This is a genomic window from Mesorhizobium sp. M0119 (genome assembly GCF_040322615.1).
GTDB lineage: Bacteria > Pseudomonadota > Alphaproteobacteria > Rhizobiales > Rhizobiaceae > Mesorhizobium.
Genome location: NZ_JAMYTU010000006.1, coordinates 39,829 through 63,057, shown reverse-complemented (window position 1 = coordinate 63,057; position 23,229 = coordinate 39,829). Strand labels below are relative to the sequence as shown.

Annotated in this window: 23 protein-coding genes; 5 read left to right on the top strand and 18 right to left on the bottom strand. The window is 62.8% G+C overall.

Going from position 1 to position 23,229, the window contains the following annotated elements; genetic code table 11:
* Nucleotides 1-328: 328 nt before the first annotated feature.
* A complete protein-coding gene (locus NKJ40_RS08115; protein ID WP_352465641.1) occupies nucleotides 329-904 on the bottom strand; it encodes a DUF308 domain-containing protein in 576 nt (191 codons plus the stop codon).
* Nucleotides 905-981: 77 nt separating this feature from the next.
* Nucleotides 982-1,581, bottom strand: coding sequence for a TetR/AcrR family transcriptional regulator (locus NKJ40_RS08110; RefSeq protein WP_352465640.1), 600 nt, complete (start codon nucleotides 1,579-1,581; stop codon nucleotides 982-984).
* A gap of 738 nt (nucleotides 1,582-2,319) precedes the next feature.
* Here NKJ40_RS08110 and NKJ40_RS08105 point away from each other — a divergent pair.
* Nucleotides 2,320-3,237, top strand: a complete 918-nt coding sequence (locus NKJ40_RS08105; protein ID WP_352465639.1) for an alpha/beta fold hydrolase — start codon at nucleotides 2,320-2,322, stop codon at nucleotides 3,235-3,237.
* A 105-nt stretch (nucleotides 3,238-3,342) separates the two neighbouring features.
* On the top strand, nucleotides 3,343-3,666 hold the full coding sequence (locus NKJ40_RS08100) for a hypothetical protein (protein WP_352465638.1): 324 nt from the start codon (nucleotides 3,343-3,345) through the stop codon (nucleotides 3,664-3,666).
* A gap of 21 nt (nucleotides 3,667-3,687) precedes the next feature.
* On the opposite strand, the gene recQ is transcribed toward NKJ40_RS08100, so the two are convergent.
* From recQ to uxaC, 9 genes are all read right to left on the bottom strand, one after another.
* On the bottom strand, nucleotides 3,688-5,523 hold the full coding sequence (recQ, locus tag NKJ40_RS08095) for a DNA helicase RecQ (protein WP_352465637.1): 1,836 nt from the start codon (nucleotides 5,521-5,523) through the stop codon (nucleotides 3,688-3,690).
* Between the two features lie 362 nt (nucleotides 5,524-5,885).
* Nucleotides 5,886-6,224 (bottom strand): cupin domain-containing protein, encoded by a 339-nt coding sequence (locus NKJ40_RS08090; RefSeq protein WP_352465636.1) that lies wholly within the window; start codon nucleotides 6,222-6,224, stop codon nucleotides 5,886-5,888.
* A gap of 24 nt (nucleotides 6,225-6,248) precedes the next feature.
* Complete coding sequence (kduD, locus tag NKJ40_RS08085) at nucleotides 6,249-7,016, bottom strand: 2-dehydro-3-deoxy-D-gluconate 5-dehydrogenase KduD (RefSeq protein WP_352465635.1); 768 nt, start codon at nucleotides 7,014-7,016, stop codon at nucleotides 6,249-6,251.
* Nucleotides 7,013-7,870, bottom strand: coding sequence for a 5-dehydro-4-deoxy-D-glucuronate isomerase (gene kduI, locus NKJ40_RS08080; RefSeq protein WP_352465634.1), 858 nt, complete (start codon nucleotides 7,868-7,870; stop codon nucleotides 7,013-7,015). The genes kduD and kduI overlap by 4 nt, the downstream gene beginning before the upstream one ends.
* A gap of 28 nt (nucleotides 7,871-7,898) precedes the next feature.
* Nucleotides 7,899-8,675 carry a FadR/GntR family transcriptional regulator gene (locus tag NKJ40_RS08075; protein ID WP_352465633.1) on the bottom strand — a complete coding sequence of 259 codons (777 nt, stop codon included), beginning with the start codon at nucleotides 8,673-8,675 and terminating at the stop codon, nucleotides 7,899-7,901.
* 10 nt (nucleotides 8,676-8,685) lie between these two features.
* Complete coding sequence (locus tag NKJ40_RS08070) at nucleotides 8,686-9,966, bottom strand: TRAP transporter large permease (RefSeq protein WP_292656436.1); 1,281 nt, start codon at nucleotides 9,964-9,966, stop codon at nucleotides 8,686-8,688.
* Nucleotides 9,967-9,970: 4 nt separating this feature from the next.
* Nucleotides 9,971-10,498, bottom strand: a complete 528-nt coding sequence (locus tag NKJ40_RS08065) for a TRAP transporter small permease (RefSeq protein ID WP_352465784.1) — start codon at nucleotides 10,496-10,498, stop codon at nucleotides 9,971-9,973.
* 103 nt (nucleotides 10,499-10,601) lie between these two features.
* Nucleotides 10,602-11,579, bottom strand: a complete 978-nt coding sequence (locus NKJ40_RS08060) for a TRAP transporter substrate-binding protein (protein WP_352465632.1) — start codon at nucleotides 11,577-11,579, stop codon at nucleotides 10,602-10,604.
* A gap of 38 nt (nucleotides 11,580-11,617) precedes the next feature.
* Nucleotides 11,618-13,027: a glucuronate isomerase gene (gene uxaC, locus NKJ40_RS08055; RefSeq protein WP_352465631.1), complete on the bottom strand. Its 1,410-nt coding sequence runs from the start codon at nucleotides 13,025-13,027 to the stop codon at nucleotides 11,618-11,620.
* Between the two features lie 175 nt (nucleotides 13,028-13,202).
* On the opposite strand from uxaC, the gene NKJ40_RS08050 reads away from it, so the two are divergent.
* Complete coding sequence (locus NKJ40_RS08050; protein WP_352465630.1) at nucleotides 13,203-14,705, top strand: mannitol dehydrogenase family protein; 1,503 nt, start codon at nucleotides 13,203-13,205, stop codon at nucleotides 14,703-14,705.
* Entirely contained in the window at nucleotides 14,702-15,880 is a 1,179-nt protein-coding gene (gene uxuA / locus NKJ40_RS08045; RefSeq protein ID WP_352465629.1) for a mannonate dehydratase, read from the top strand. The genes NKJ40_RS08050 and uxuA overlap by 4 nt, the downstream gene beginning before the upstream one ends.
* 2 nt (nucleotides 15,881-15,882) lie before the next feature.
* Here the strand turns inward: uxuA and lepB are convergent, their stop codons facing one another.
* From lepB to NKJ40_RS08010, 7 genes are all read right to left on the bottom strand, one after another.
* Nucleotides 15,883-16,677, bottom strand: coding sequence for a signal peptidase I (lepB, locus tag NKJ40_RS08040; RefSeq protein ID WP_352465628.1), 795 nt, complete (start codon nucleotides 16,675-16,677; stop codon nucleotides 15,883-15,885).
* A 277-nt stretch (nucleotides 16,678-16,954) separates the two neighbouring features.
* Entirely contained in the window at nucleotides 16,955-17,362 is a 408-nt protein-coding gene (locus NKJ40_RS08035) for a F0F1 ATP synthase subunit epsilon (RefSeq protein ID WP_352465783.1), read from the bottom strand.
* Nucleotides 17,363-17,480: 118 nt separating this feature from the next.
* Nucleotides 17,481-19,046 (bottom strand): F0F1 ATP synthase subunit beta, encoded by a 1,566-nt coding sequence (gene atpD / locus NKJ40_RS08030; protein WP_023678097.1) that lies wholly within the window; start codon nucleotides 19,044-19,046, stop codon nucleotides 17,481-17,483.
* A gap of 67 nt (nucleotides 19,047-19,113) precedes the next feature.
* Nucleotides 19,114-19,998, bottom strand: coding sequence for a F0F1 ATP synthase subunit gamma (locus tag NKJ40_RS08025; RefSeq protein WP_352465627.1), 885 nt, complete (start codon nucleotides 19,996-19,998; stop codon nucleotides 19,114-19,116).
* Nucleotides 19,999-20,026: 28 nt separating this feature from the next.
* Entirely contained in the window at nucleotides 20,027-21,556 is a 1,530-nt protein-coding gene (gene atpA, locus NKJ40_RS08020) for a F0F1 ATP synthase subunit alpha (protein WP_352465626.1), read from the bottom strand.
* Nucleotides 21,556-22,116 carry a F0F1 ATP synthase subunit delta gene (locus tag NKJ40_RS08015; protein WP_352465625.1) on the bottom strand — a complete coding sequence of 187 codons (561 nt, stop codon included), beginning with the start codon at nucleotides 22,114-22,116 and terminating at the stop codon, nucleotides 21,556-21,558. Before NKJ40_RS08015 ends, atpA begins: the two co-directional genes overlap by 1 nt.
* Nucleotides 22,117-22,362: 246 nt before the next feature.
* On the bottom strand, nucleotides 22,363-22,758 hold the full coding sequence (locus NKJ40_RS08010) for an AGROH133_08824 family phage infection protein (RefSeq protein WP_352465624.1): 396 nt from the start codon (nucleotides 22,756-22,758) through the stop codon (nucleotides 22,363-22,365).
* A gap of 216 nt (nucleotides 22,759-22,974) precedes the next feature.
* Here NKJ40_RS08010 and NKJ40_RS08005 point away from each other — a divergent pair, with 216 nt between their 5' ends.
* Nucleotides 22,975-23,220, top strand: a complete 246-nt coding sequence (locus NKJ40_RS08005) for a type II toxin-antitoxin system Phd/YefM family antitoxin (RefSeq protein WP_352465623.1) — start codon at nucleotides 22,975-22,977, stop codon at nucleotides 23,218-23,220.
* Nucleotides 23,221-23,229 lie beyond the last annotated feature (9 nt).

The following is a 23,229-nucleotide window of genomic DNA, read 5'->3' as shown; positions in this document are numbered from 1 at the left end:
CCCCAAAGATGTTCAGCATCAACTTTCCACTCGTGTGGAGCCTTGGAGGAATGTGCCCCTCCTTCTCCGCCATTTCAGAACAAAACTGGCCACGCCCAGGGTGTCAAATTTTGCGCCGGAGCTAAGAGATCGCCATAAGGTTCGGAAGCAGGTTGCTCTTGGACCCCATAATGCGGACCTCCTTGTTCCTCGACCTCGACCGCTGGGCGAGTAGCCGGAGACAGGCAGGCTGCCGCGTGAATGCACCCAGCCGCGTGGTGAAATCCCAACTATCGGTCTGCTTTCCAGTTCCTTAAAGACAAGGTCGGTGCTGGCTCAAGATGGCGCGCTATGCAGCCCTCCGCCGCAATTGGCTCACGCTCAGCCACACCGCCGAAACCAGGAAGTAGAGGGCGCCTACTGCGGCATAGCCAGCCACGTTGCTGATGGATGGCGGCATCGGCATCCGCGCTTGCGCGATGAAAAACGTGCCTGCCAGTGCTGATTGCCCTCCGCTCAGGATCATCGCCCACTGCGCACCAGAGCTCCTCCAACGGCGGACAGCGGTGCCGAGTTGAAGCAGGCCAGACATTATCGCCCATAGGCCGAACACCCCGAGCACCCAATTCATGCTCATCTTCAGCGCAACAACGACCGCGAGCGTCGTCGCCACACTGACCACGACGTTGATGGTCTGCGTGCGATTCCGTCCCAATCCTCCGCTGCGCGATGCGTCGACAAAATTGGCCAGGGCATCCCATGCAGGATAAGCCACGAGCAAAACCGCCGCGACCACCCCGGAATGCTGTCCCACCGTAAAGGCAGCCGCCACCCAGACAGCCGAGAACGCCGTCCGAGCGAAGTAATAGAGCTTGAGCCATTGTTCCTGGCTGGCGCGGGAAAGATCGCCATCGTGAATCGTCATTGGATCATCCTTTCGACTAGTAGGTAGGGCTCTCGACGAACGTCGCGGAGCCGTTACGGCTATGGTTGGTTGAGGTCTTAGGGTTGTATCTGGAGGGAACGCGGAGCGAGCCGCTCCAGGAGCGGGCCCGTCACGACGCCGAATATCTTCGGATCGCCATAGGCCCGTGCCGAAAGCATCGCGCCGTGGACAGTCGCCATGAACGCTTCAGCCTCGGCACGAGGGGTACTCATCAGTTGAAATCGGTCGTGCCGCACGCCGCGCTCCAGCACGGATGTCAGCCAAGCCGACAGGGAGCGGAAATGCGCCCGGACCTCAAGGCCAACTTCCTCGGGCAGAACGGGGAGCTCGCTTGCCAACAGCGCGCAGATACAAAACGGGGCGCTGGCGTCCGCAATGCAGGCTTCCCAATACCCGGCATAGATCCGCAACTGTTCGAGCGGATCGGATTCGTGAAGTTCGACATTTGCCATCCCCGCTTCAGCTTCTTCCCGATACCGCGCAACCAGCGTTCGGACCAGATCGACCTTGCTTGGGAAATGGTGATGGATGCTCGCCTTACGGATCCCGACCACATCAGCGATGTCAGCATAACTGAAACCGTTGTAGCCGCCAGCGACGATCAGTGAACGTGCACAAGCCAGGATGTCGTCAGAGGTGGTAGACAAGTTGCTCATGCCCTTACCTACCTTCTGGTAGGATGGTAGTCAAGCCTTCTTGTAACGCAGCGCCAAAGAGAGAGTAGCGTGGAATTGGGTGGCTATGGCGTAGACGTCATTCGATTTTCATTGTTTTCGGCCCGCCATCCATTCAGAAAGTCCGGGTGTTTGTCGATCGAGGTAGCCATCCCACTTCGAGGGCGAGGCAACACCCTCCGGCCGACCGGACCACCGCTAATCGCCGCGCGGCTCTGGGCGTTTGCACCGACTGCGCTATCTCCCCATCGTTAGCCTTGTTCTATCGCTGGTTGAAGATCGGGAGGTTTCCATGGATCGGCGACTATTTTTGACAGGAATGTTTGGCATTGCCGGGGCTGCGGCCCTTGCAAGCACAGTTCGGCCAATCAACGCAGTGGCCGGCGTTCCAACTGCCAGAAGCGGCATTCTCGATGAACTCGAGGCGCCGGATGTCGAGACCTTCGACGACGACGAAACTCAAGCAGAGTTGCAACCAGTCTACCATCGCCGGTGGCACCGGCCGCGTCGCCGCCGCCGGCGTGCTTGGAGAAGGGTCTGTCGCGTTTACTGGCGAAATGGCTATCGGCGCAGGCGGTGCTTCCGCAGGCGAGTGTGGGTCTGGTTTCGATTCTAGCAACTAGCCGGCTTGAACCCTGGCCATCGCGGCCGGGGTTTTTGCCTCAGGCGACCGTTAGCGCCCTTAGAGAGCTTGCCTAAGGGCGCCCGAGGAGGCTGACGGTGTTTGCAGGTTTCAGAGCCACCAGCCTACGACTGGACGATACGACCATTTTCGCAAGGGTCGGAGGCACCGGTCCGCCGCTGCTGCTTCTTCACGGTTTTCCAGAAACGCATCTGATGTGGAGGGATGTCGCCGCAGCCTTGGCGCCCCGCTTCACGGTGGTCGCCGCCGACCTTCGAGGCTATGGGCAAAGCGGATGCCCGGTTTCCTCTGCCGATCATAGCCCATACGCCAAGCGCGCCATGGCCGGCGACATGGTTCAGGCCATGAAGCAGCTGGGGTTTGAGCGGTTCATGGTTGCCGGGCATGATCGTGGCGGGCGGGTTGCCTATCGCCTGGCGCTCGATCGTCACGACAAAGTGCTCAAAATCGCGGTCCTCGACATCATTCCCACCGCCGCAACATGGGATCGGGCGGATGCCAGACTGGCGCTCGGCTTCTGGCCCTGGAGCCTTCTTGCCCAGCCGGAGCCCCTGCCGGAGCGTCTGATCGGCGCGGCTCCCGATGCTGTCGTCGACGATGCAATAACGCAATGGGGATCGTCGGCGAAAATGGTCTCCAAAGAGGTCAGGGACGCCTATATTGATGCGCTTCGCGAGCCCGCTCATATTCACGCTATCTGCGAAGAGTACCGCGCCGCTGCGACGATCGATCGTGAACATGATGCGCTGGACCAGGCAAACGGTCGTCGCATCGAGTGTCCGCTAATGGCCCTATGGAGTGGCGAAGGCGCCCTGGAGAATTGGTACGCGCAAGAAGGCGGGCCGCTGGCCATCTGGAGGAAATGGGCCGACAGAGTGGAAGGACGCGCTGTCCAAGGCGGGCACTTTTTCCCAGAAGAGCACCCCGAAAAGATCGCAGCGGTTCTCTCGGAATTCTTCGAAGACAAACAGGACGGTCAGCACAGAGTATTGTAGAGGTCACATGCTTCAGGTACGCGGAACCTCGGGAGCGCTTCGCGGCCCGAGATCGAGAACCCTCCGGAAATCCGCCCGTCCGGCATCAACGTGCTTGATAAGGGAATGAAGGCGATCTCCACGGCCGCGCCTGTAATATGCAGCCTGATGTTTGTCGGAAGTTGCGCATCGCCTTTGCCAGCATCCTTTGATGCTGCGAAATACGACAAGATGAGTTGCGTCGAGCTCAACGTGGCGATGGGCGCGGTCGCCGACGAAATGTTGGCAACGGCCATTGCTCGCGGCAAAGTCGTCCACACCAACATTCCGAGCTGGCTGTTGGGAGGACAGCGTGTCGCCGCGACCGTCGCTGCCCGCCAGAGTGCGAAGATCGAGCGCTTGCGGCAGCAGGAGGCAGCGATTGCAGCGGCGAGACGAAGCCGGTGCTGATTGCGCCGCTGGAATGGGTCTTCAACCCGACAGACCGGATTGATGCGCAGCGATCGCGCCGAGGAATATCTCGCCGAAATCCTTGAGCTTGGCGGCGCCGACGCCGTTGACCGCGGCGAAGGCGTCCAGATCACGCGGGCAGCGTTCGGCCATATCGATCAGTGTACGATCCGAAAAGATCACGAAGGCCGGCACCTGGCGTTCCCGGGCAAGACGCAGCCGTACAGCCTTGAGCGCGGCCAGGAGCGCCGAATCCAGACCTTCCGTGCCTGCTGCGGTATCCTCAGGACGTATCTTGCCTCGCGATGACTGGCGCGCGTCCACGCGATACCGGAACGAGGCCTCACCCCGAGCCAGCGCACGGCCCTTCTCGGCAATGGCGAGGCCGCCGTGGCCGGCTGAGTCCAATGTCAGGAACCCTCCCGCGACGAGTTGGCGGAGCAGCGACAGCAAGAGATTCTTCTTGTGCGCCACACCGGTGCCGAAGCTGGCAAGCCTGTGGTGGTTCCTGTCCAGGACCTTCTCGGTCTCATGGCCGAGCAAGACATCGACGACATGGGCGCCGCCAAAGCGCTCGCCGGTCTGTGCGATCGCCGCCAAGATGAGCCGCGCCTCCGCCTCACCATCCGCATGCGGCGCCTGGTCGAGGCAGTTGTCGCAATTGCCGCAAGGCGAAGCACTTTCGCCGAAATAGCCAAGCAGGATCTGACGGCGGCACTGCGTCGTCTCGCAATAACCGATCAGCGTATCGAGTCGGCCATGCGCGCGCCTTTTGTGCTCAGCCGGCGCGTCCTCGTCTTCGATGAAAAGCCGGCGCATGCGGATATCGCCGAGACCGAAGAGCATATGTGCCTCGGCCGCCCGCCCGTCGCGGCCCGCCCGCCCGATTTCTTGATAATAGGCCTCCAAGCTGCCCGGCAGGTCGGTGTGGAAGACATAGGCGACATCCGGCTTGTCGATCCCCATGCCGAAGGCGATGGTCGCCACCATCACCACGCCGGACAAGGTCATGAAAGCGTTTTGATTCGCTTCACGCGCGTCCTTGCTCATGCCGGCATGATAGGCGAGCGCACGTACACCGTTCCGCTCGAGGAACGCCGCCATCTCCTCGGTCTTTTTGCGTGACAGGCAATAGACGATCCCGCTGCGGCCCGCATGGCGCTGCACGAAGCCTAGCAACTGGCGCTTGCTGTCCTGCTTGGGCTCAATGCTTAGCTTGATGTTCGGCCGGTCGAAGCCGAGCACCACGGTATCGACGCGCCCGTCGAACAGTTGCGCGGCAATGTCGGTGCGCGTCGCCTCGTCCGCCGTCGCCGTCAACGCAATGATCGGCACATCGGGGAAGATGCCGCGCAGCCGTGACAATTCTTCGTATTCGCGCCGGAACGCTGGTCCCCATTGCGAGATGCAATGCGCCTCGTCGATGGCCATCAGCCGGACATCGAGCTTGGTCAACGCCTCGAGCATTCGCACCGTCATGAGCCGCTCCGGTGCAAGGTAGAGCAGGCGCGTCTGGCCTGCCGCGACGCGGCGCCATGCAGCGACATTGGCATCGCGGTCGAGTGAGGAATTGATTGTATCGGCCGCCACGCCGGCAAGGCGCAATGCGGCGACCTGATCCTGCATCAGGGCCACGAGCGGCGAAACGACAATGGTGAGCCCGCCCAGCACCAGCGCCGGGACCTGGTAGCAGAGCGATTTGCCGGCGCCGGTCGGCATGACAGCCAGCACATGGCGCCCGGCCAGCAGCGCCTCCATCACGGCCGCTTGGCCGAGACGAAAATCATCGAAGCCGAACACATCCTTCAGAACGCGCCGCTTGGAATCCTCTGCCGGGATGCTCGCTGCAATCTGCATTACAGAACTTTCGGGGACGCGACCTGCCGAAATTCTCCGGCGAATCGCCCGGTGATTGCCTGGACAGCAGATTCGAACATTTATCGACCCCTCTGGTCCTGTCCGCGGCACCGCCTGAGGCGACCTTCTCTCTCATTGGCCGATATCGGACCGTCGTTCCAGCCCCTATTCGCCTTGGCTGTGAATATCGCGCCGCCTCGGAGCGGTTAATCCTATCTTCACCATCATTCGGCAGGTTCAGGTTCTGCGGTGATGTTTTGAGTACCGCGGCGCCACAAGCGCCCAGGCAACACGCCCGCGTCTCTCCGGAGGCGCGGGTTTTTCGTTCCGAGAACCGGCTGCCTGATCTTCGGGCCAGCGGCTCAGTCGAGGAAATCGGCGCGGTGCGGCGTAAAACTGTCGACCAGTCGTCCCGCCTCCAGCGCCTTGACGCCATGGACAAGGTTGGACGGGACGATGAAGCTGCTTCCGGTCTCCAGGATCTCGGTCCTGCCGTCGATGGTGACCTCGAAACGGCCTTCGGCGACGTAGCTCGCCTGGACGTGCGGGTGCGAGTGCAGCGCGCCGACGCCGCCCTTGTCGAAACCGAACTCGACCATCATAAGTTCATCCGTGTGCAGGAGCACGCGTCTGCGGTTGCCATCCGGCGTCGGCGTCCACGCACCCTCGTCGGCATGCGAGAAGATTTTGGTTCCGGTCATCGCCAAACTCTTATCATTTGCTGCTTATCGCGCCAGCCAGCCGCCATCCACCGGTACCACCGCGCCATGCATGTAGTTCGACGCGGGCGCCAGCAGGAATACGGCTGCGTCGCCGATGTCTTCCGGCGCACCCCAGCGTCCGGCCGGAATACGCGCCAGGATCGAAGCGCTGCGGTCGGGATCGGCGCGCAGCGCCTCGGTGTTGTTGGTCTCGATATAACCGGGCGCAATACCGTTGACGTTGATGCCCTTTGCCGCCCACTCGCAGGCAAGCAGCCGGGTGATGCCGAGCACGCCATGTTTGGAGGCGGTGTAGGAGGCGACGCGGATGCCGCCCTGGAAACTCAGCACCGAAGCGATGTTGACGATCTTGCCGCGCCGCGCCTGATCGGCGAGCACACGCCTGGCAAAGCGCTGGCTGAGGAAGAACACGGTCTTCAGATTGACGCCGATGACGTCGTCCCAGTCGGCTTCGGTCAGGTCGACCGCATCGGCACGCCGGATGATGCCGGCATTGTTGACCAGGCCGTCGAGCGGCCCCGTATCGTCCCAGACGCGGTCAAGCATCGCCTGGGCGGCGGCATCGTCGCCAAGATCGCAGCGGACCGCCTCGAAGCGGCCGCCGGCCGCTGCAATCTTCTCCGCCGTCTCGTCCATCGCCGAGCGGCCGACGCCGACGACCGCGCCGCCGGCGCGCGCGATCGACATGGCGATGCCCTGGCCGATGCCGGTATTGGCGCCGGTGACGAGGATACGCTTGCCGGTAAGGCTGAAGGCCGAGAGGTCGCTCACTTGAGCTCCTCCATCGCCACCAGGTCGACATCGGTATAGTCGACATTGTCGCCGGCCATCGCCCAGATGAAGGCGTAGTTCGAGGTGCCGGCGCCCGAATGGATCGACCATCCCGGCGACAGCACCGCCTCCTCGTTGCGCATGACGAGATGGCGCGTTTCGTCCGGTTCGCCCATGAAGTGAAACACCCGCGCCGCCTCCGGCAGGTCGAAATAGAGATAGGCCTCCATGCGCCGGTCATGCACATGGCATGGCATGGTGTTCCAGACGGAACCCGGGGCAAGCTGCGTCATGCCGACGACCAGCTGACAGGTCTTTACGCCGTCGGCATGGATGAACTGGAAGATCGAGCGCTCGTTGGAAGTCGCCTGGCTGCCGAGATCGAGCCGCTTGGCATCGTCGATGCGGATCAGCCGGTTGGGATGGCCCTGATGCGCCGGCGCGCTGAGCAGATAGAATTTAGCCGGCTCATCCGGATCGGTCGCAGCAAACGATACCTCATCCGTGCCCATGCCGAGGTAGAGCATGTCGCGCGCCTGCAGCTCGTAGGATTGACCGCCAGCTTTCACGACGCCGGCACCGGCGATGTTGACGATGATCATCTCACGGCGGTCGAGAAAATTCTTGGTCCCGGTCGGCTTGATCGCCTGCAGCGGCAGCGGTGCGCCGGCGGGCATGGCTCCGCCGACGATCATGCGGTCGTAATGGGTGTAGGTCAGGCTGATGCGGCCGGGCTGGAACAAGTCCTCGATCAGGAAATTGTGACGCAGTTCGTCCGTTCCCATGGCTCCGGCAGAAACAGGATCGATGGCGAAGCGGGAGGTGAAATCCGTATGATTGTCAGTGTGATTCATTGCTGTCCCATGGGGCTGCCTCAATTGCTTATTCAGTTGCCGCGGCCTTGACCGAGTCGGCATAAAAAACCTGGCGCGCGTGCAGGCGCTCGCGATAGCGCTGCTGGCTGGCACCGAGATGCGCGCGCATTGCCTCCCGGGCCGCCTCGGCATCGCCTGCCGAGATGGCATTGAGGATCACCAGATGCTCGCGCTGCAGGCCGCGCTGATAGGCGTTCGATTGGGCGATCTCGGTCGACCAGGGCGAGGTCACATCGCAAGGGATGGCGCGGCGGCCGAGCACGTCGAGCATCTCGACATAGAACGGATTATTGGTGGCGCTGGCGATTGCGCGGTGGAAGGCAAGGTCGGCCGGTCCTGTCGGCTCGCTGTTGAGGAGCAGCCGTTCGAATTCGAAAAAAGCTTCCTGGATGGCCGCTTCCTGTGCGGCGTTGCGGCGGATGGCAGCGAGCCCGGCGGATTCGATCTCGATCGCCAACCTGACTTCGAGCACGTTGAGGGCGATCGAATCCTTGCTGCCCATCTCTGCTGCCAGAGCACCGAACGCTGTCGAGATATGCTCGGTGACGAAGACGCCGGCGCCTTGGCGCGGTTCGACCAGGCCGTCCGCGGCAAGCTTGGCCAGCGCCTCGCGTATCACGGTGCGGCTGACCCCGAAGGTTTCAGTCAACTGACCCTCGGTCGGCAGCTTTTGCCCCGGCTGGATCTCGCCCGCCTGCAGCTGTTTGCGGATCGCCGCGACGACGATTTCCGAAAGCTTCGGTCTTCGTTCGACGCGGAGGTCGACTGCGGTGTCCGAGGCCATGTCGCACCCCCTATTTGAAGACGCTCGGCAGCCATAGCGAAATGGCCGGAATGTAAGTGACGAGCGCCAGCACCACGAGGCCTGCCGCATAGAACGGCCAGATCGAGCGCATCGATTCCCAGACGGATATCTTGCCCACGGCACACGCCACGAACTGCACTGCGCCCACCGGCGGCGTGTTCAGTCCGATGCCGAAATTGAGGATCATGATGACGCCGAAATGCACCGGATCGACGCCGTATGCCTGCGCCACAGGCAGGAAGATCGGCGTGCAAATGATGATCGTCGGCCCCATGTCCATGAACGTGCCGAGGAACAGCATCAAGAGGTTGAGCAGCAGAAGCACGACCAGCGGATCGTCCGAGATCGCGTTCATGGAGGCTATCAACGCTGCCGGCACTTTCAGGAAGGCCATCAGCCACGAGAACGCCGCCGCCATGCCGATGATGAGCAGCACCATGGCCGTGGTGCGCACGGCGCCATGGGTGGCATGAACGAACCCTTCCCAGGTCATTTGCCGGTAAACGAAGACGGTCACGAGCAACGCATAGATGACGGCGATACAGGAACTCTCGGTGGCGGTGAAGACGCCCGATCGTACGCCGCCGAAGATGATCGCGATCAGCAGCAGGCCGGGCACCGCAACGGCGAAGAGATGCGCGACGGCGGTAAAGCCTGGAAACGCCTCGGTCGGATAGCCGCGGGAGCGCGCCACGATATAGGCGGTGACCATCAGCGACAGGGCCAGTAGCAGGCCCGGGATGATACCGGCCGTGAACAGATCGGCGATGGAGATCTTTCCGCCTGCCGAGATCGAGTAGATGATCATGTTGTGCGACGGCGGCAGCAGCAGCGCAATCAGCGCCGCCATCGACGTGACATTGACGGCATAGTCCGCTCCATATCCACGCGCCTTCATCTGCGGGATCATCAGGCCGCCTACCGCCGCTGCCTCCGCAACCGCCGAGCCGGAAATGCCGCCGAAGAGTGTGGCGGTGGCGATGTTGACCTGGCCGAGGCCGCCGCGCAAATGGCCGACGAGCGAGCCGGCGAAGGCAACGATCTTGCTGGCGATGCCGCCGCGCACCATCAAATCGCCGGCGTAGATGAAAAACGGAATGGCCAGCAGCGAAAAGACGCTCATGCCGGAATTCAGGCGCTGGAACACGATGAGCGGCGGCAGGCCCATATAAAGGACGGTGGCAAGGCTTGCGACGCCGAGGCAGAAAGCGATCGGCGTGCCGATAAGCATCAGCAGGGTGAAGACGCCGAACAGAATCCACAGTTCCATGGCGTCAGACCTTCACGTTGGCGGTGTCGAGTTCGGCCGCGACTTCGGCCGGCGGCAGTTCATCGAGGGCATCGTCGATCGGTGCGCCGGAGACGCGAAGCACGATGCGCTCCAGTGTAAAAAGCACGATGAGCGCGCCTCCGGCGACAAGTGGGACGTAATCCCAGCCCCCCGATATGCCGAGTGACGGCAAGACAGAGCCCCACGTCAATGCGACCAGCTGGCTGCCATACCAGATCATGCCGATGCCGAAGGCGAGCGCGACGAGATCCGAAATCATCCGCAGCCAGCGCTTGCCGCCTTTCGGCAGCACGTAGAGCAGGACGTCGAAGCCAAGATGGTAGTTCTCGCGCACACCCACGGCAGCGCCGAGGAAAATGAACCAGCTCATCAGCATCACCGAACCCGGCTCGGTCCAGCTCGGCGAGCGGTTCAGGACGTAGCGGCCGAACACCTGCCAGGCGACGAACGCGGTCATCAGCACCAGCCCGATGCCGGCGATCGACAGCGCCGCCGTGCTGACGCGCGACATCACTTGCGCGACGCCCGACAGGAGCGGTGTTGGTTTTGGGCTGGAAGTCACCGGTTTTCTCCCCAGGAGGATGGCGGCGCGGAATGTCCGCGCCGCCGCTTGATCACTGCACGGCCTTGATGGCTTCGACCATGGCCTTCAGCTTGTCGTCCTTGACATGCTTCTCGTAGACCGGCCCCATCGCGTCGATGAAGGGCTGCTTATCCGGCGTCGTGATCTGCGAACCGGCCGCCTCGACCTTGGCGCGCGATTCCTTGACCTTGGCAGTCCACAGCTCGCGCTGCTTGGCGACGCTTTCCTTGGCGGCCGCCTTGAAGATCGCCTGGTCTTCCGGCGTCAGCTTGTCCCAGCTCGACTTCGCCATGACGAAGGCTTCCGGCACCATCGTGTGCTCGTCGAGCGAATAGTACTTGGCGACTTCCGCATGCTTGGCGGTGTCGTAGCTCGGAAAATTGTTCTCCGCGCCGTCGATGACCCCGGTCTCGATCGCCGAATACACCTCGCCATACGGCATCGGCGTCGCGTTGGCGCCGAGTGCCGCCACCATGTCGACGAAGATGTCGGACTGGATGACGCGGAACTTCATCCCGGCCATGTCGGCTACGGTGTTGATCGGCTTCTTCGAATTGTAGAAGGAGCGCGAGCCGCCGTCGTAAAAGGCGAGCAGCACCAGCCCGACCTGGTCGAACGCCGCCGCGATCTGGTCGCCGATCGCCCCGTCCATGACCTTGTGCATATGCTCTTCAGAACGGAAGATGTAGGGCAGCGAGGGCACGGTGGTCTCCGGGATGAGCCCGTTGAACGGCGCCATCGAGACGCGGTTGAGATCGATCACGCCGGTGCGCACCTGCTCGATCGTGTCCTTTTCCTCGCCGAGTTGCGCGGAAGGATAGATCTCGACCACATAGCGGCCGGCCGTGCGCTCCTTCACCAGCTCGCCGAAATATTTGACCGCCTCGACCGTCGGATAGCCGTCCGGGTGCGTGTCGGACGAGCGCAGGACCGTCTGGGCGCTTGCCGTTCCGGCCATCAGTGCGGCGGCAAGTAGCGTAGCTCCCGCCAGTCTCGAAAAATGCAGCATTGGTTTCCTCCCGTTTTGAACGATGGCGGCAAGCGCCGTTAGAGCCGGTACGCCTTTTTCGCGAGCGTATAGGCAAGTTCCTGCGCCAGCTCGTGCGCCTCGTCTTCGCCGAGCCGATGCTCGGCGGCGAGACGCGCCAGATATGCGCAATCGACCCGGCGCGCCACATCATGGCGGGCCGGTATGGATGGAAACGCGCGGGTGTCGTCGTTGAAACCGACGGTGTTGTAGAAACCGGCCGTTTCGGTGGTCATCTCACGGAACCGGCGCATCCCTTCGGGGCTGTCGTGGAACCACCAGGCCGGCCCGAGCTTCAATGCCGGGTAGACGCCGGCGAGCGGCGCCAGCTCGCGCGCATAGCTGGTCTCGTCGAGGGTGAAGAGGATGATGGTGAGGTCGCGCTCCAGCCCGACACAGTCGAGCAACGGCTTCAGCGCCGTCACATAATCGGTCCGCGTCGGAATATCGAAGCCTTTGTCCCTGCCGAACCTGTGAAAGATAGCCGGCGAATGATTGCGCCAGGAGCCGGGATGGATCTGCAGGACCAGCCCGTCGTCGCGGCTCATCTTGGCCATCTCGGTCAGCATCTGGGCGCGAAACAGTTTTCGCTCCCGCTCGTCGTCCGAGCCTCGGCGGATGCGGTTGAACAACTCCTGCGCGGCGGCATCCGAGAGATTGGCGGTTTCGGCCGTTGGATGGCCGTGATCGGAGGACGTCGCACCGAAACTTTTGAAGAAGGCCCGCCGCTGGCGATGCCCATCGAGATAGCCGGTCCAGTTGCCGGTGTCGCAGCCGGTGACCTCGCCAAGCCGGTCGAGATTGGCCAAAAAGCCTTCGAAGTCGGGATCGACGATCGCATCCGGACGATAGGCGGTGACAACGCGGCCCTCCCAGCCGCTGTCGCGGATCATCTGGTGCCATCTGAGATCGTCGAGCGCGCCTTCGGTCGTCGCGATGACCTCAATGTTGAAGCGCTCGAACAGCGCTCGCGGGCGAAAATTCTCCCACTGCAGCAAGGTCGCGATCATGTCGTAATGACGGTCGGCCGTCTTGGCATTCAGCGGCTCGTCGATGCCGAACAGATGGGCAAGAACATGATCGAACCACAGCCGGGTCGGCGTGCCGCGGAACAGGTAGTAATGCTCGGCGAAGCGCCGCCAGATCGTCCTGCCGTCGGTCTCCACCGGCGAGCCGTCAAGCGTCGGCACGCCAAGCTCCTCAAGCCGAACGCCCTGGCTGAACAGCATGCGGAAAATGTAGTGGTCCGGCACGATCAGCAACTGCGCCGGATCGGGAAACGCCTCGTTGAGCGCATACCAGCGCGGGTCGGTGTGGCCGTGCGGGCTTACGATCGGCAGGTCCTTGACCGCGGCATAGAGATCGCGGGCCAGCGAAAGCGGGCGCCCCTCGGCGGCAAACAGCAGATCCGGATCCGTCAATGCGGCCACGTAAATCCTCCCAATCCGGACATCGGTAGGGTTGGAAAGAAATAATGTCAACATACAAAAACTGGGTTGTTGTATGATGACTTTTCGACGGCTATTGCCCATTGTGCGTGACGGCATCGGGTGTTACGCCGCCTGCAAGCAGTGACCCAACAATCTCGATCAGACACGTGGCGCAATGACCAATAGACGCCTTTCCAACAGCACGCTGAAGGCACTGCCGGCTTCGGTCGCGGTTCCGCGCTACGACCGCGGCGGCGTCGCACCGGGCATCGTCCATCTCGGCGTCGGTGCGTTCCATCGCGCCCACCAGGCGGCCTATGTCGACGACTGCCTGGCGGCGGGAGAGGCGGACTGGGGCATTGTCGGCGTGTCCTTGCGCAGTCCAGACACGCGCGACGCACTAGCGCCGCAGGATGGCCTCTACACGCTGGCGATCAGGAGCAGCATCGGCGAAGAGCTACGCGTCGTCGGTTCGATCCTGACGCTGCTGGTGGCGCCGGAAGATCCGGCTGCCGTGCTCGCCGCCCTGACCGATCAGCGCACCCGCATCGTCACGCTGACGATCACCGAAAAGGCTTATCTGAGAGCAGCCGGCGGCGGTCTGGACAGCACCCATCCGGACATCGCCCATGATTTGGCTAACCCACAAATGCCACGGACGGCGCATGGTTTTCTCACCGAAGCGCTGTCGCGTCGCCGTGCCGCCGGCATCCAGCCTTTCACCGTGCTCTGCTGCGACAACCTTCCGGCAAATGGCGCCACGCTGCACCGCCTGCTGGTCGAATTCGCCGCACTGCGCGATTCCAGGCTCGTCACTTCAGGCGATGCCAGGCTCGCCGCACACATCGCCGACGGCGTCGCGTTTCCGTCGAGCATGGTCGACCGTATCGTGCCGGCGACTACCGACGCCGACCGGGCGCGTATCGCCGTCGAGCTCGGCGTCGAGGATGCCTGGCCGGTGATGACCGAGCCGTTCTGCCAATGGGTGGTCGAGGACGATTTCCCGGCAGGCAGGCCGGCCTGGGAAAAGTTCGGCGTCACCATGGTCGGCGACGTCGGGCCGTTCGAGGACATGAAGCTGCGGCTGCTCAACGGTTCGCATTCGGCAATCGCCTATCTCGGCCTGCTCAGCGGCTACGACACGGTCGACCGCGCCTTTGCCGACCCAGCGATCCGGCAATTCGTCGACGGACTATGGGCCGAGGCCATCCCGACACTGCCGCAGGACGCCGGGCTCGATACGGCCGGCTACACGGCCCAGCTCGCCGAACGGTACTCGAACACCGCGCTCGCCCATCGCACGGCGCAGATCGCCAATGACGGCAGCCAGAAGCTGCCGCAGCGCATCGTCGCCTCGGCCCTCGAACGGCTGGGTGCCGGTGATCCGCCTGCGCACCTCATGCTGGTGGTGGCGGCCTGGATCGCCGCTTGCGAGGCGCGCGGGAAAACTTTGCCGGAAGCCCATTTTACCGACCCGATCGACACTCGGCTTACGGCGCTCGGCAGCCGGCTGGCTGTCGAAACGGTGACAGCGATGTTCGATCTCGCCGGCTTCGCCAAGGACCATTCACATCGCATGACACTGATCGATCTGACGGCAGCCCATCTCGAGCGCCTGCGGCGGGGCGGCCCTGCCGCTGCCTTCGCGGCGCTTGGCATAGGGAGTGAGAAGCCATGAGACAGACCTGGCGCTGGTTCGGGCCCGACGATCCGGTGACGCTCGCCCATGTCCGTCAGGCCGGCGCCGTCGGCATCGTCAGCGCGCTGCATCACCTCAATGACGGCCGCGCCTGGCCGGTGGACGAGATCGCCAGGCGCAAGGCCGAGATCGAGGCAGCAGGCCTGACCTGGGACGTGGTCGAGAGCATCGTCGTCCATGAGGACATCAAGACCCGCAGCGGCGACTGGCGGACCCTGATCGACAATTACAAGGCCTCGATCGGCGCCGTCGCCACCGCCGGCATCAACACCGTCTGCTATAATTTCATGGCGATCACCGACTGGACGCGCACCGACCTCGATTATCCGATGCCGCATGGCGGCACCGCGCTGCGCTTCGATGTCGTCGAGCTCTGCGCCTATGACGTCTTCATCCTTGAGCGAGAAGGCGCCGAGGCCGATCACCCACCGGCGCGCGTCGAGGCCGCGCGTGTGCGGCTGCAAGGCATGAGCGAAAGCGACAAGGCAAGACTGGAGCGCAACCTGATTGGCTGGGTGCCAGCGCGCGAATTCATCTTCGACCGGGCAAGCTTCCGCCGCGCCCTCGACCTCTACAAGGACGTCTCCACTGAAGGCCTGCGCGAAAACCTGTTTGCCTTCCTGCGCGAGATCGTGCCGGTGGCCGAAGAGGCCGGCGTCAGGATGGCGATCCATCCCGACGACCCGCCCTTTTCGCTGTTCGGCCTGCCGCGCATCGTTTCCAACGCCAATGATGCCCGCGCGCTGCTCGACGCCGTCGCTTCGCCGGCTAACGGGCTGACACTGTGCACCGGCTCCTACGGCGCGGGCGCGCAGAACGATCTGCCGGCAATGGCCAGGGCCTTCGCCGAAAACATCCACTTCGCCCATCTGCGCAACGTCACCAAGGAGCCCGACGGCTCCTTCCACGAAGCCGAGCACCTCGACGGCGACACCGACATGGTGGCCGTCGTGTCGGCGCTGCTTGCCGAAGAGCGGCGGCGCAAGACGGCAGGCAGGGCGGACTGGCTGGTGCCGATGCGTCCAGATCATGGCCACGCCATCGTCGACGACATCGGCAAGAAGGTGAACCCCGGCTATTCCTGCATCGGCCGCCTGAAGGGTCTCGCCGAACTGCGCGGCGTCATGCGCACAGTGGAGGCACTGACGGTCTGAGGCTACTTGCTGGCCTGGTCGTCCAGCGTCTGTCGAGATGAATAATCGGTGCCCTTGGAATTCCAGAACAACCGCACAGCCTTGCCGACCAGATTCTCGTAGGGAACAAAGCCGACAGTGAATCGGCTGTCGGAGGCATTGTCGCGGTTGTCGCCAAGGACGAAATAATGGCCTGCGGGCACCTCAAAAACGCGCGTATTGTCACCAATCGAGTTGTCGTTGAGGTCGAGGACGGAATGGGTGACGCCCCCTGGCAGAGTTTCGCGTTGAAGTTTGGCTTTCGAGAACTCTTCAGACGAAAAAGTGCCGATATCGTCGAGTCCCACCGCGACATCGTTGATGTGAAGCACCCCATCGACCATCTGGATCTTCTCGCCGGGGAGGCCGACGACCCGCTGGATGTAGTCCACCTTCGGGTCAGGCGGGAACTTGAATACCACCACGTCCCCTCTCTTGGGCTCCGCACCGAATATGCGTCCTTCAACTGAAAGCACGTTGAACGGCACGCTGTAGCGACCGTAGCCGTATGCACTTTTGGAGACGAAGAGATGGTCGCCTTCCTGCAGTGTCGGCACCATGCTGCCAGATGGGATCGAAAATGGCTGGAACAGAAAGGAACGGATCGCAAAGGCGGCTAGGGGCGAAGTGAGAAAGACAAGCGCCAGCACCCAAAGCCCGTGCGCATACCATCTATCCGGCTTGAATCGGCGCGCGAACGGCACGACAAGCGCTGCCCACAAGATCATCAAGCCGATACTTGAAAGATCGGCCAGCCAGGCAAGATCGACGCCGGGCAATACCGGAAATCCGATATAGACAAGCGCGAAAACGAGGGCGCCGATCACTAGCTAGCAGGCTGGCAACCGCCAGTCTGCCGCTGCCGACCCAGAGGAACCCGCCGAACGGTCCGCCAAAGGCTGACACCAGGGCCGTCGACCACAGGGATCGCGAGGCAGTTTCTCGTTGCGCTGTTTCTTCCGTCACGGCCACCCCTCAATGCCCAGGCAGCCAGACTGTCCACCAAACAAAAAAGCGGGGCAAGCCCGCTTTTTCAGTCGGTCATTTGAGCGAACCTCAAGCCGGCAGGATGGCACCTTCTAGCGTGGTGAGTTGGCTAAGGAACTGCTCGGCCTTGCTGCGGGTCTGGTCGTCCTTGGCGTCGGCGGCGTCTTCCCTCGCTTCCTGGATGCGGCGGGCAAGGTCGGCGCGGTCGATGTCGCCGACGGCCACCGCCGATTCCGCCAGCAGCGTGCAGCCGGCCGGAACGATGTCGGCAAAGCCGCCGAACACCACATAGCGCTCTTCCTTGCCTTGCGCGGTCTTCAGCGTAACGACGCCCGGCTTGATTGTGGTCATGACCGGCGCGTGATGCGCCATGACGGTCATCTCGCCTTCGGCGCCCGGGATGACGACGGTTTCGACCTGCTCGGAAACCAAGAGGCGCTCCGGCGAGACCAGTTCGAATTTGAAAGCTTCAGGCATCATCAGTTTAGCGACTGGTGAATGGTGAATGGTGAATGGTCAGAAAGAATGACCTTCACTCAGCCCCGATTTCCTATCCGCTACTCCCCATTCACAATTCACTATCGACCATTCGCCATCAGGCCGCTTCGGCGGCCAGGCGCTGTGCCTTCTCGACCGCTTCCTCAATGCCGCCGACCATGTAGAAGGCGGCCTCCGGCAGATGGTCGTAGTCGCCGTTGCAAAGGCCCTTGAAGCCCTTGATGGTGTCGGCGAGGTCGACCAGCTTGCCCGGCGCGCCGGTGAACACTTCGGCGACGAAGAAGGGCTGCGACAGGAAGCGCTCGATCTTGCGGGCGCGGGCCACCGTCTGCTTGTCCTCTTCCGACAACTCGTCCATGCCCAGAATGGCGATGATGTCCTGCAGCGACTTGTAGCGCTGAAGGATCGACTGCACCTGGCGGGCGACCTGGTAATGCTCTTCGCCGACAACCATCGGGTCGAGCATGCGCGAGGTCGAATCGAGCGGATCGACCGCCGGATAGATGCCCTTTTCCGAAATCGCGCGGTTGAGCACGGTGGTCGCGTCGAGGTGGGCGAACGAGGTCGCCGGTGCCGGGTCGGTCAGATCGTCGGCCGGCACATAGATCGCCTGCACCGAGGTGATCGAGCCCTTGGTGGTCGTGGTGATACGCTCCTGCAGGGCGCCCATGTCGGTGGCCAGCGTCGGCTGGTAGCCCACGGCCGAAGGAATGCGGCCAAGCAGCGCCGACACTTCCGAGCCCGCCTGCGTGAAGCGGAAGATGTTGTCGACGAAGAACAGCACGTCCTGGCCCTGGTCGCGGAAATATTCGGCAACCGTCAGGCCGGTCAGGCCGACGCGCGCGCGCGCGCCCGGCGGCTCGTTCATCTGGCCATAGACGAGCGCGGCCTTCGAGCCTTCGCCGCCGCCCTTCTTGTTGACGCCGGACTCGATGAACTCGTGATAGAGGTCGTTGCCTTCGCGGGTGCGCTCGCCGACGCCGGCGAACACCGAGAAGCCGCCATGCGCCTTGGCGACGTTGTTGATCAGTTCCTGGATCAGCACCGTCTTGCCGACGCCGGCGCCGCCGAACAGGCCGATCTTACCGCCGCGGGCATAGGGCGCCAGCAGGTCGAGCACCTTGATGCCGGTGACCAGGATCTGCGCTTCCGTCGACTGCTCGACATAGGTCGGCGCCGGTTGGTGGATCGAGCGCATCTCGATGCCGTCGACCGGGCCCGCCTCGTCGACCGGCTCGCCGATGACGTTGATGATGCGGCCGAGCATGCCCGGGCCGACCGGCACGGTAATCGGTGCACCAGTGTCATAGACGTCCTGGCCGCGGACCAGACCTTCGGTTGAGTCCATGGCGATGCAGCGCACGGTGTTCTCGCCGAGATGCTGGGCAACCTCGAGCACCAGGCGATTGCCGACATTGATCGTCTCAAGCGCGTTCAGGATCGCGGGCAGATGTTCGCCGAACTGGACGTCGACAACGGCGCCGATGACCTGGCGAACCTTGCCTGCCAGACCGGTTTTCTTGATGGTGGCGGCCGGCGTATTCACAGCGGCGGCCTTGGTAGCTGCCGCCTTCTTGGCCGGAGCGGCCTTTGCTGCTGCCGGAGCCTTTGCTGGTGCCGCGGCCTTAGGGGCTGCCGTCTTCGGGGTCGCTGCTTTCGCCATCGTCTTTACCCTTTTCGTCTCTTTGTTTCTCACACGCTTGAGGTCGATGACCTCCTTGTGAGCGTGCCTAGAGCGCCTCGGCGCCCGAAATGATTTCGATCAATTCCTTGGTGATCTGCGCCTGCCGCTGGCGGTTGTAGGTGATCGACAATTTGTTGATCATGTCGCCGGCGTTGCGCGTCGCATTGTCCATGGCACTCATCTTGGCGCCCATCTCGCCGGCAGCATTCTCGAGCAGCGCGCGAAAAACCTGCACGGAAATGTTGCGCGGGATGAGATCGGAGAGGATTTCGCCCGGCTCCGGCTCGTATTCGTAGACGGCGCTGCCGCCATCCCTCACTTCCGCGGCAGCCGAAGGCGCGCCCGCCGGAATAATTTGCTGCGCCGTCGGGATCTGGCTGATCACCGACTTGAACTGCGAATAGAACAGCGTGCAGATGTCGAAGCCGCCTTCGTTGAACAGGTGGATCACCTTCTTGGCGATGGCATCGGCATTGACGAAGCCCAGCGTCTTGACCTCGCGCAGGTCGACACGCTCGATGATCAGCGCCCCGTAGTCGCGGCGCAATATGTCGAACCCCTTCTTGCCGACGCAGATGATCTTGACCTGCTTGCCATCGGCCAGAAGCTTGCGGATGTGGTCGCGGGCAAAACGGGCGATCTGCGAATTGAAGCCGCCGCACAGGCCGCGTTCGGCCGTGCAGACGACAAGTAGATGCACGTCGTCCTTGCCGGTGCCGGTCATCAGCGCCGGGGCATCGCCGCCGCCGCCGATCGCCTGGGTGATGTTGGCCAGCACCGCGCCCATGCGCTCCGAATAGGGACGCGCCGCTTCCGCCGCTTCCTGCGCGCGACGCAGCTTCGCCGCGGCGACCATCTGCATCGCCTTGGTGATCTTCTGCGTCGCCTTGACCGAGGCGATACGGTTACGAAGGTCTTTTAACGAAGGCATGCTTCAAACCTGATCCCGTCCGTCCCGCTCAAGCAAAGGTCTTGGCGAAGGCGTCGATTTCTGCCTTCAGCCTGGCGCGCAAATCGTCGGACAGCGCCTTCTCCTTGCGGATGCCGTCGAGCACATCCTTGCCGGCCGAGCGCATATGCGACAACAGACCATGCTCGAACTTGCCGACCTGGTTGATCGACAGCTTGTCAAGATAGCCGTTGACGCCGGCGAAGATCACCGCGACCTGCTCCTCGACCTTGAGCGGCGAGAATTGCGGCTGCTTCAACAGCTCGGTCAGGCGCGAGCCGCGGTTGAGCAGGCGTTGCGTGGCGGCATCGAGATCGGAGCCGAACTGCGCGAAAGCAGCCATTTCGCGGTACTGCGCGAGCTCGCCCTTGATCGACCCGGCAACCTGCTTCATCGCCTTGATCTGCGCCGAGGAGCCGACGCGCGACACCGACAGGCCGACATTGACCGCCGGACGGACGCCCTGGAAGAACAGATTGGTTTCCAGGAAGATCTGGCCGTCGGTGATCGAGATGACGTTGGTCGGGATGTAGGCCGAAACGTCGTTAGCCTGCGTCTCGATGATCGGCAGCGCCGTCAGCGAACCGCCGCCGTTTTCGTCGTTGAGCTTGGCGGCGCGCTCGAGCAGGCGCGAGTGCAGGTAGAAAACGTCGCCGGGATAGGCTTCGCGGCCCGGCGGACGGCGCAGCAGCAGCGACATCTGGCGGTAAGCGACGGCCTGCTTCGACAGATCGTCGTAGCTGATCAGCGCGTGCATGCCGTTGTCGCGGAAATATTCGCCCATGGTGCAGGCGGTGAACGGCGCCAGGAACTGCATCGGCGCCGGATCGGAGGCGGTTGCGGCGATGATGATCGAATAGTCGAGCGCGCCGCGCTCTTCCAGCACCTTGACGAACTGCGCCACCGTCGAGCGCTTCTGGCCGACGGCGACATAGACGCAGTACAGCTTTTCCTTCTCAGGGCCGTTGTCGTGCACCGATTTCTGGTTGAGCATGGTGTCGAGGATTATCGCGGTCTTGCCGGTCTGGCGGTCGCCGATGACCAGCTCGCGCTGACCGCGGCCGACCGGGATCAGCGCGTCGATGGCCTTGAGGCCGGTCGACATCGGCTCGTTCACCGATTTGCGCGGAATGATGCCGGGCGCCTTGACGTCGACGCGCTTGCGTTCGGTGGCCTGGATCGGGCCCTTGCCGTCGATCGGGTTGCCGAGCGCGTCGACGACGCGGCCGAGCAAGCCCATGCCGACGGGCGCATCGACGATGGCGCCGGTGCGCTTGACGGTGTCGCCTTCCTTGATGTCGCGGTCGGCGCCGAAGATGACGACGCCGACATTGTCGGCTTCGAGGTTGAGCGCCATGCCGCGGATGCCGCCGGGGAACTCGACCATCTCGCCGGCCTGGACATTGTCGAGGCCGTAGACGCGGGCGATACCGTCACCGACGGACAGCACCTGGCCGACTTCGGAGACCTCGGCCTCCTTGCCGAAATTCTTGATCTGATCTTTCAGAATTGCGGAAATTTCCGCGGCGCGGATGTCCATCAGCCGACCTCTTTCAGTGCAAGCTTGAGCGAATTGAGTTTGGTTTTGAGCGACGTATCGATCTGGCGCGAGCCGATCTTGACCACCAGTCCGCCGAGCAGCGACGGATCGACGGTGACGGTGATCGCCACGTCCTTGCCGGCGACGCTTTTCAGCGCCGCTTTCAGCTCGGTTTCCTGGGCAGGCGTCAGCGCATGCGCCGAGGTGACCTCGGCAGCGGTCTCGCCACGGTGTTCGGCGGCGATCTGGCGGAACGCCTTGATCATGCCGGGCACGGCAAACAGCCGGCGATTCTGGGCAACGACGCGCAGGAAATTGCCGGTGAGGCCGGTAATCCCTGCTTTGTCGGCGATCGCGGCGATCGCCTTGGCCTGGTCCTCGCTGGAGAAGACAGGGCTCCTGATCAGCCGCGAAAGGTCAGCGCTGCCTTCGAGCATCGTTTCGAACCTGTTGAGGTCGGCCTCGACGCTGGCGACCGAATTGGTCTGCAGCGCGAGTTCGAACAGCGAACCCGCATAGCGTTCTGCGACACCTGAGATTGGCGATGACGATTGGGCCACGGACCGTCTTTTCTCTTGTCTGACAGGCCGCAGATTGTTGGCGCGAGCAAAAACTCTGGCTAAATCTTTGACCTTACTGCATTTTTCCAAGCACGGAGGCGCGGCTTCCGCTATCCCCGGTCGAAAGTCGATTGCCGTCTAGCACAGGCATTTTCAGACCGCAATGCGTCGTCCGGCATGGTTTTCAGGCACTATTGTCGCATCCGGTGGGCGAGTTCAGCAACCAACCCCGGATTGGTCCCCGATTCAGGGCAAAAAGCCGAAGGCGAAGGCAAGCGGCAGCGCCGCCAGCACCAGCTCGACGACGATGGACGCCCAGTTGAACGGCGTGTTGGCGCCGTCCGACATCATCGACAGCAGCCGGCCGAAGGCGGTGAATAGCCAGGAGAAGCCGAGCGCCATGTAGAGTAGCGGCTGCGCCAAGAGGATGCAGCACAAGCTGAGGCCGAGATAGAACCCCGACATCCGGCCGCGCCCCTCGGCGATGGCCGCTGCCTTCTCCGGTCTGACCTGCAGCCGCAGGATGCGGAACGCCAGCTGTGGAGCCAGGAACAGCAGCAGGCCGAACAGCAGGGTCACGACGGCGCTCGACCATGCCAGCCACTCGCCCTGGCTCATCGGCCATGGAAACGCAAATTCCATCTTGTCCCCTCGTAAATGCATGCTCGAAATTTCGCGCATTCTAGCGAAGCAAGAGACATGCGCCAGATAGGCACCGGCAATTTACGGAAAGCTATAAGCCCAACGTGAACGCGACTGTCGCTTCGACCGCGCTGACTAAGGACTCCATAGGATGAGCTGTGGCTCTCCGTACAATTCGTTTATTGTAAGCACATAAGACCACAAGGAGTTCGGCGCATGAAGACAATGCAACTACGAGAAGCGAAGGCCAGCCTTTCCGCACTGGTTGAGGCTGCGGAGAACGGCGAGCCCACGGTCATCACCAAGCACGGCGAGCCCGCAGCCATGGTTGGGCCAATTGATGAAGGAAGAAAGCTCCATCCGAAGAACAGCCAAAAAGATTTCGTGGATTTCCTGCTTCAGTATCCAGGCGGCATGGAGCTTGAGCGGAACGAATCGCCATCGCGGGAAGCGGAGCTCTGACCGGCTAAC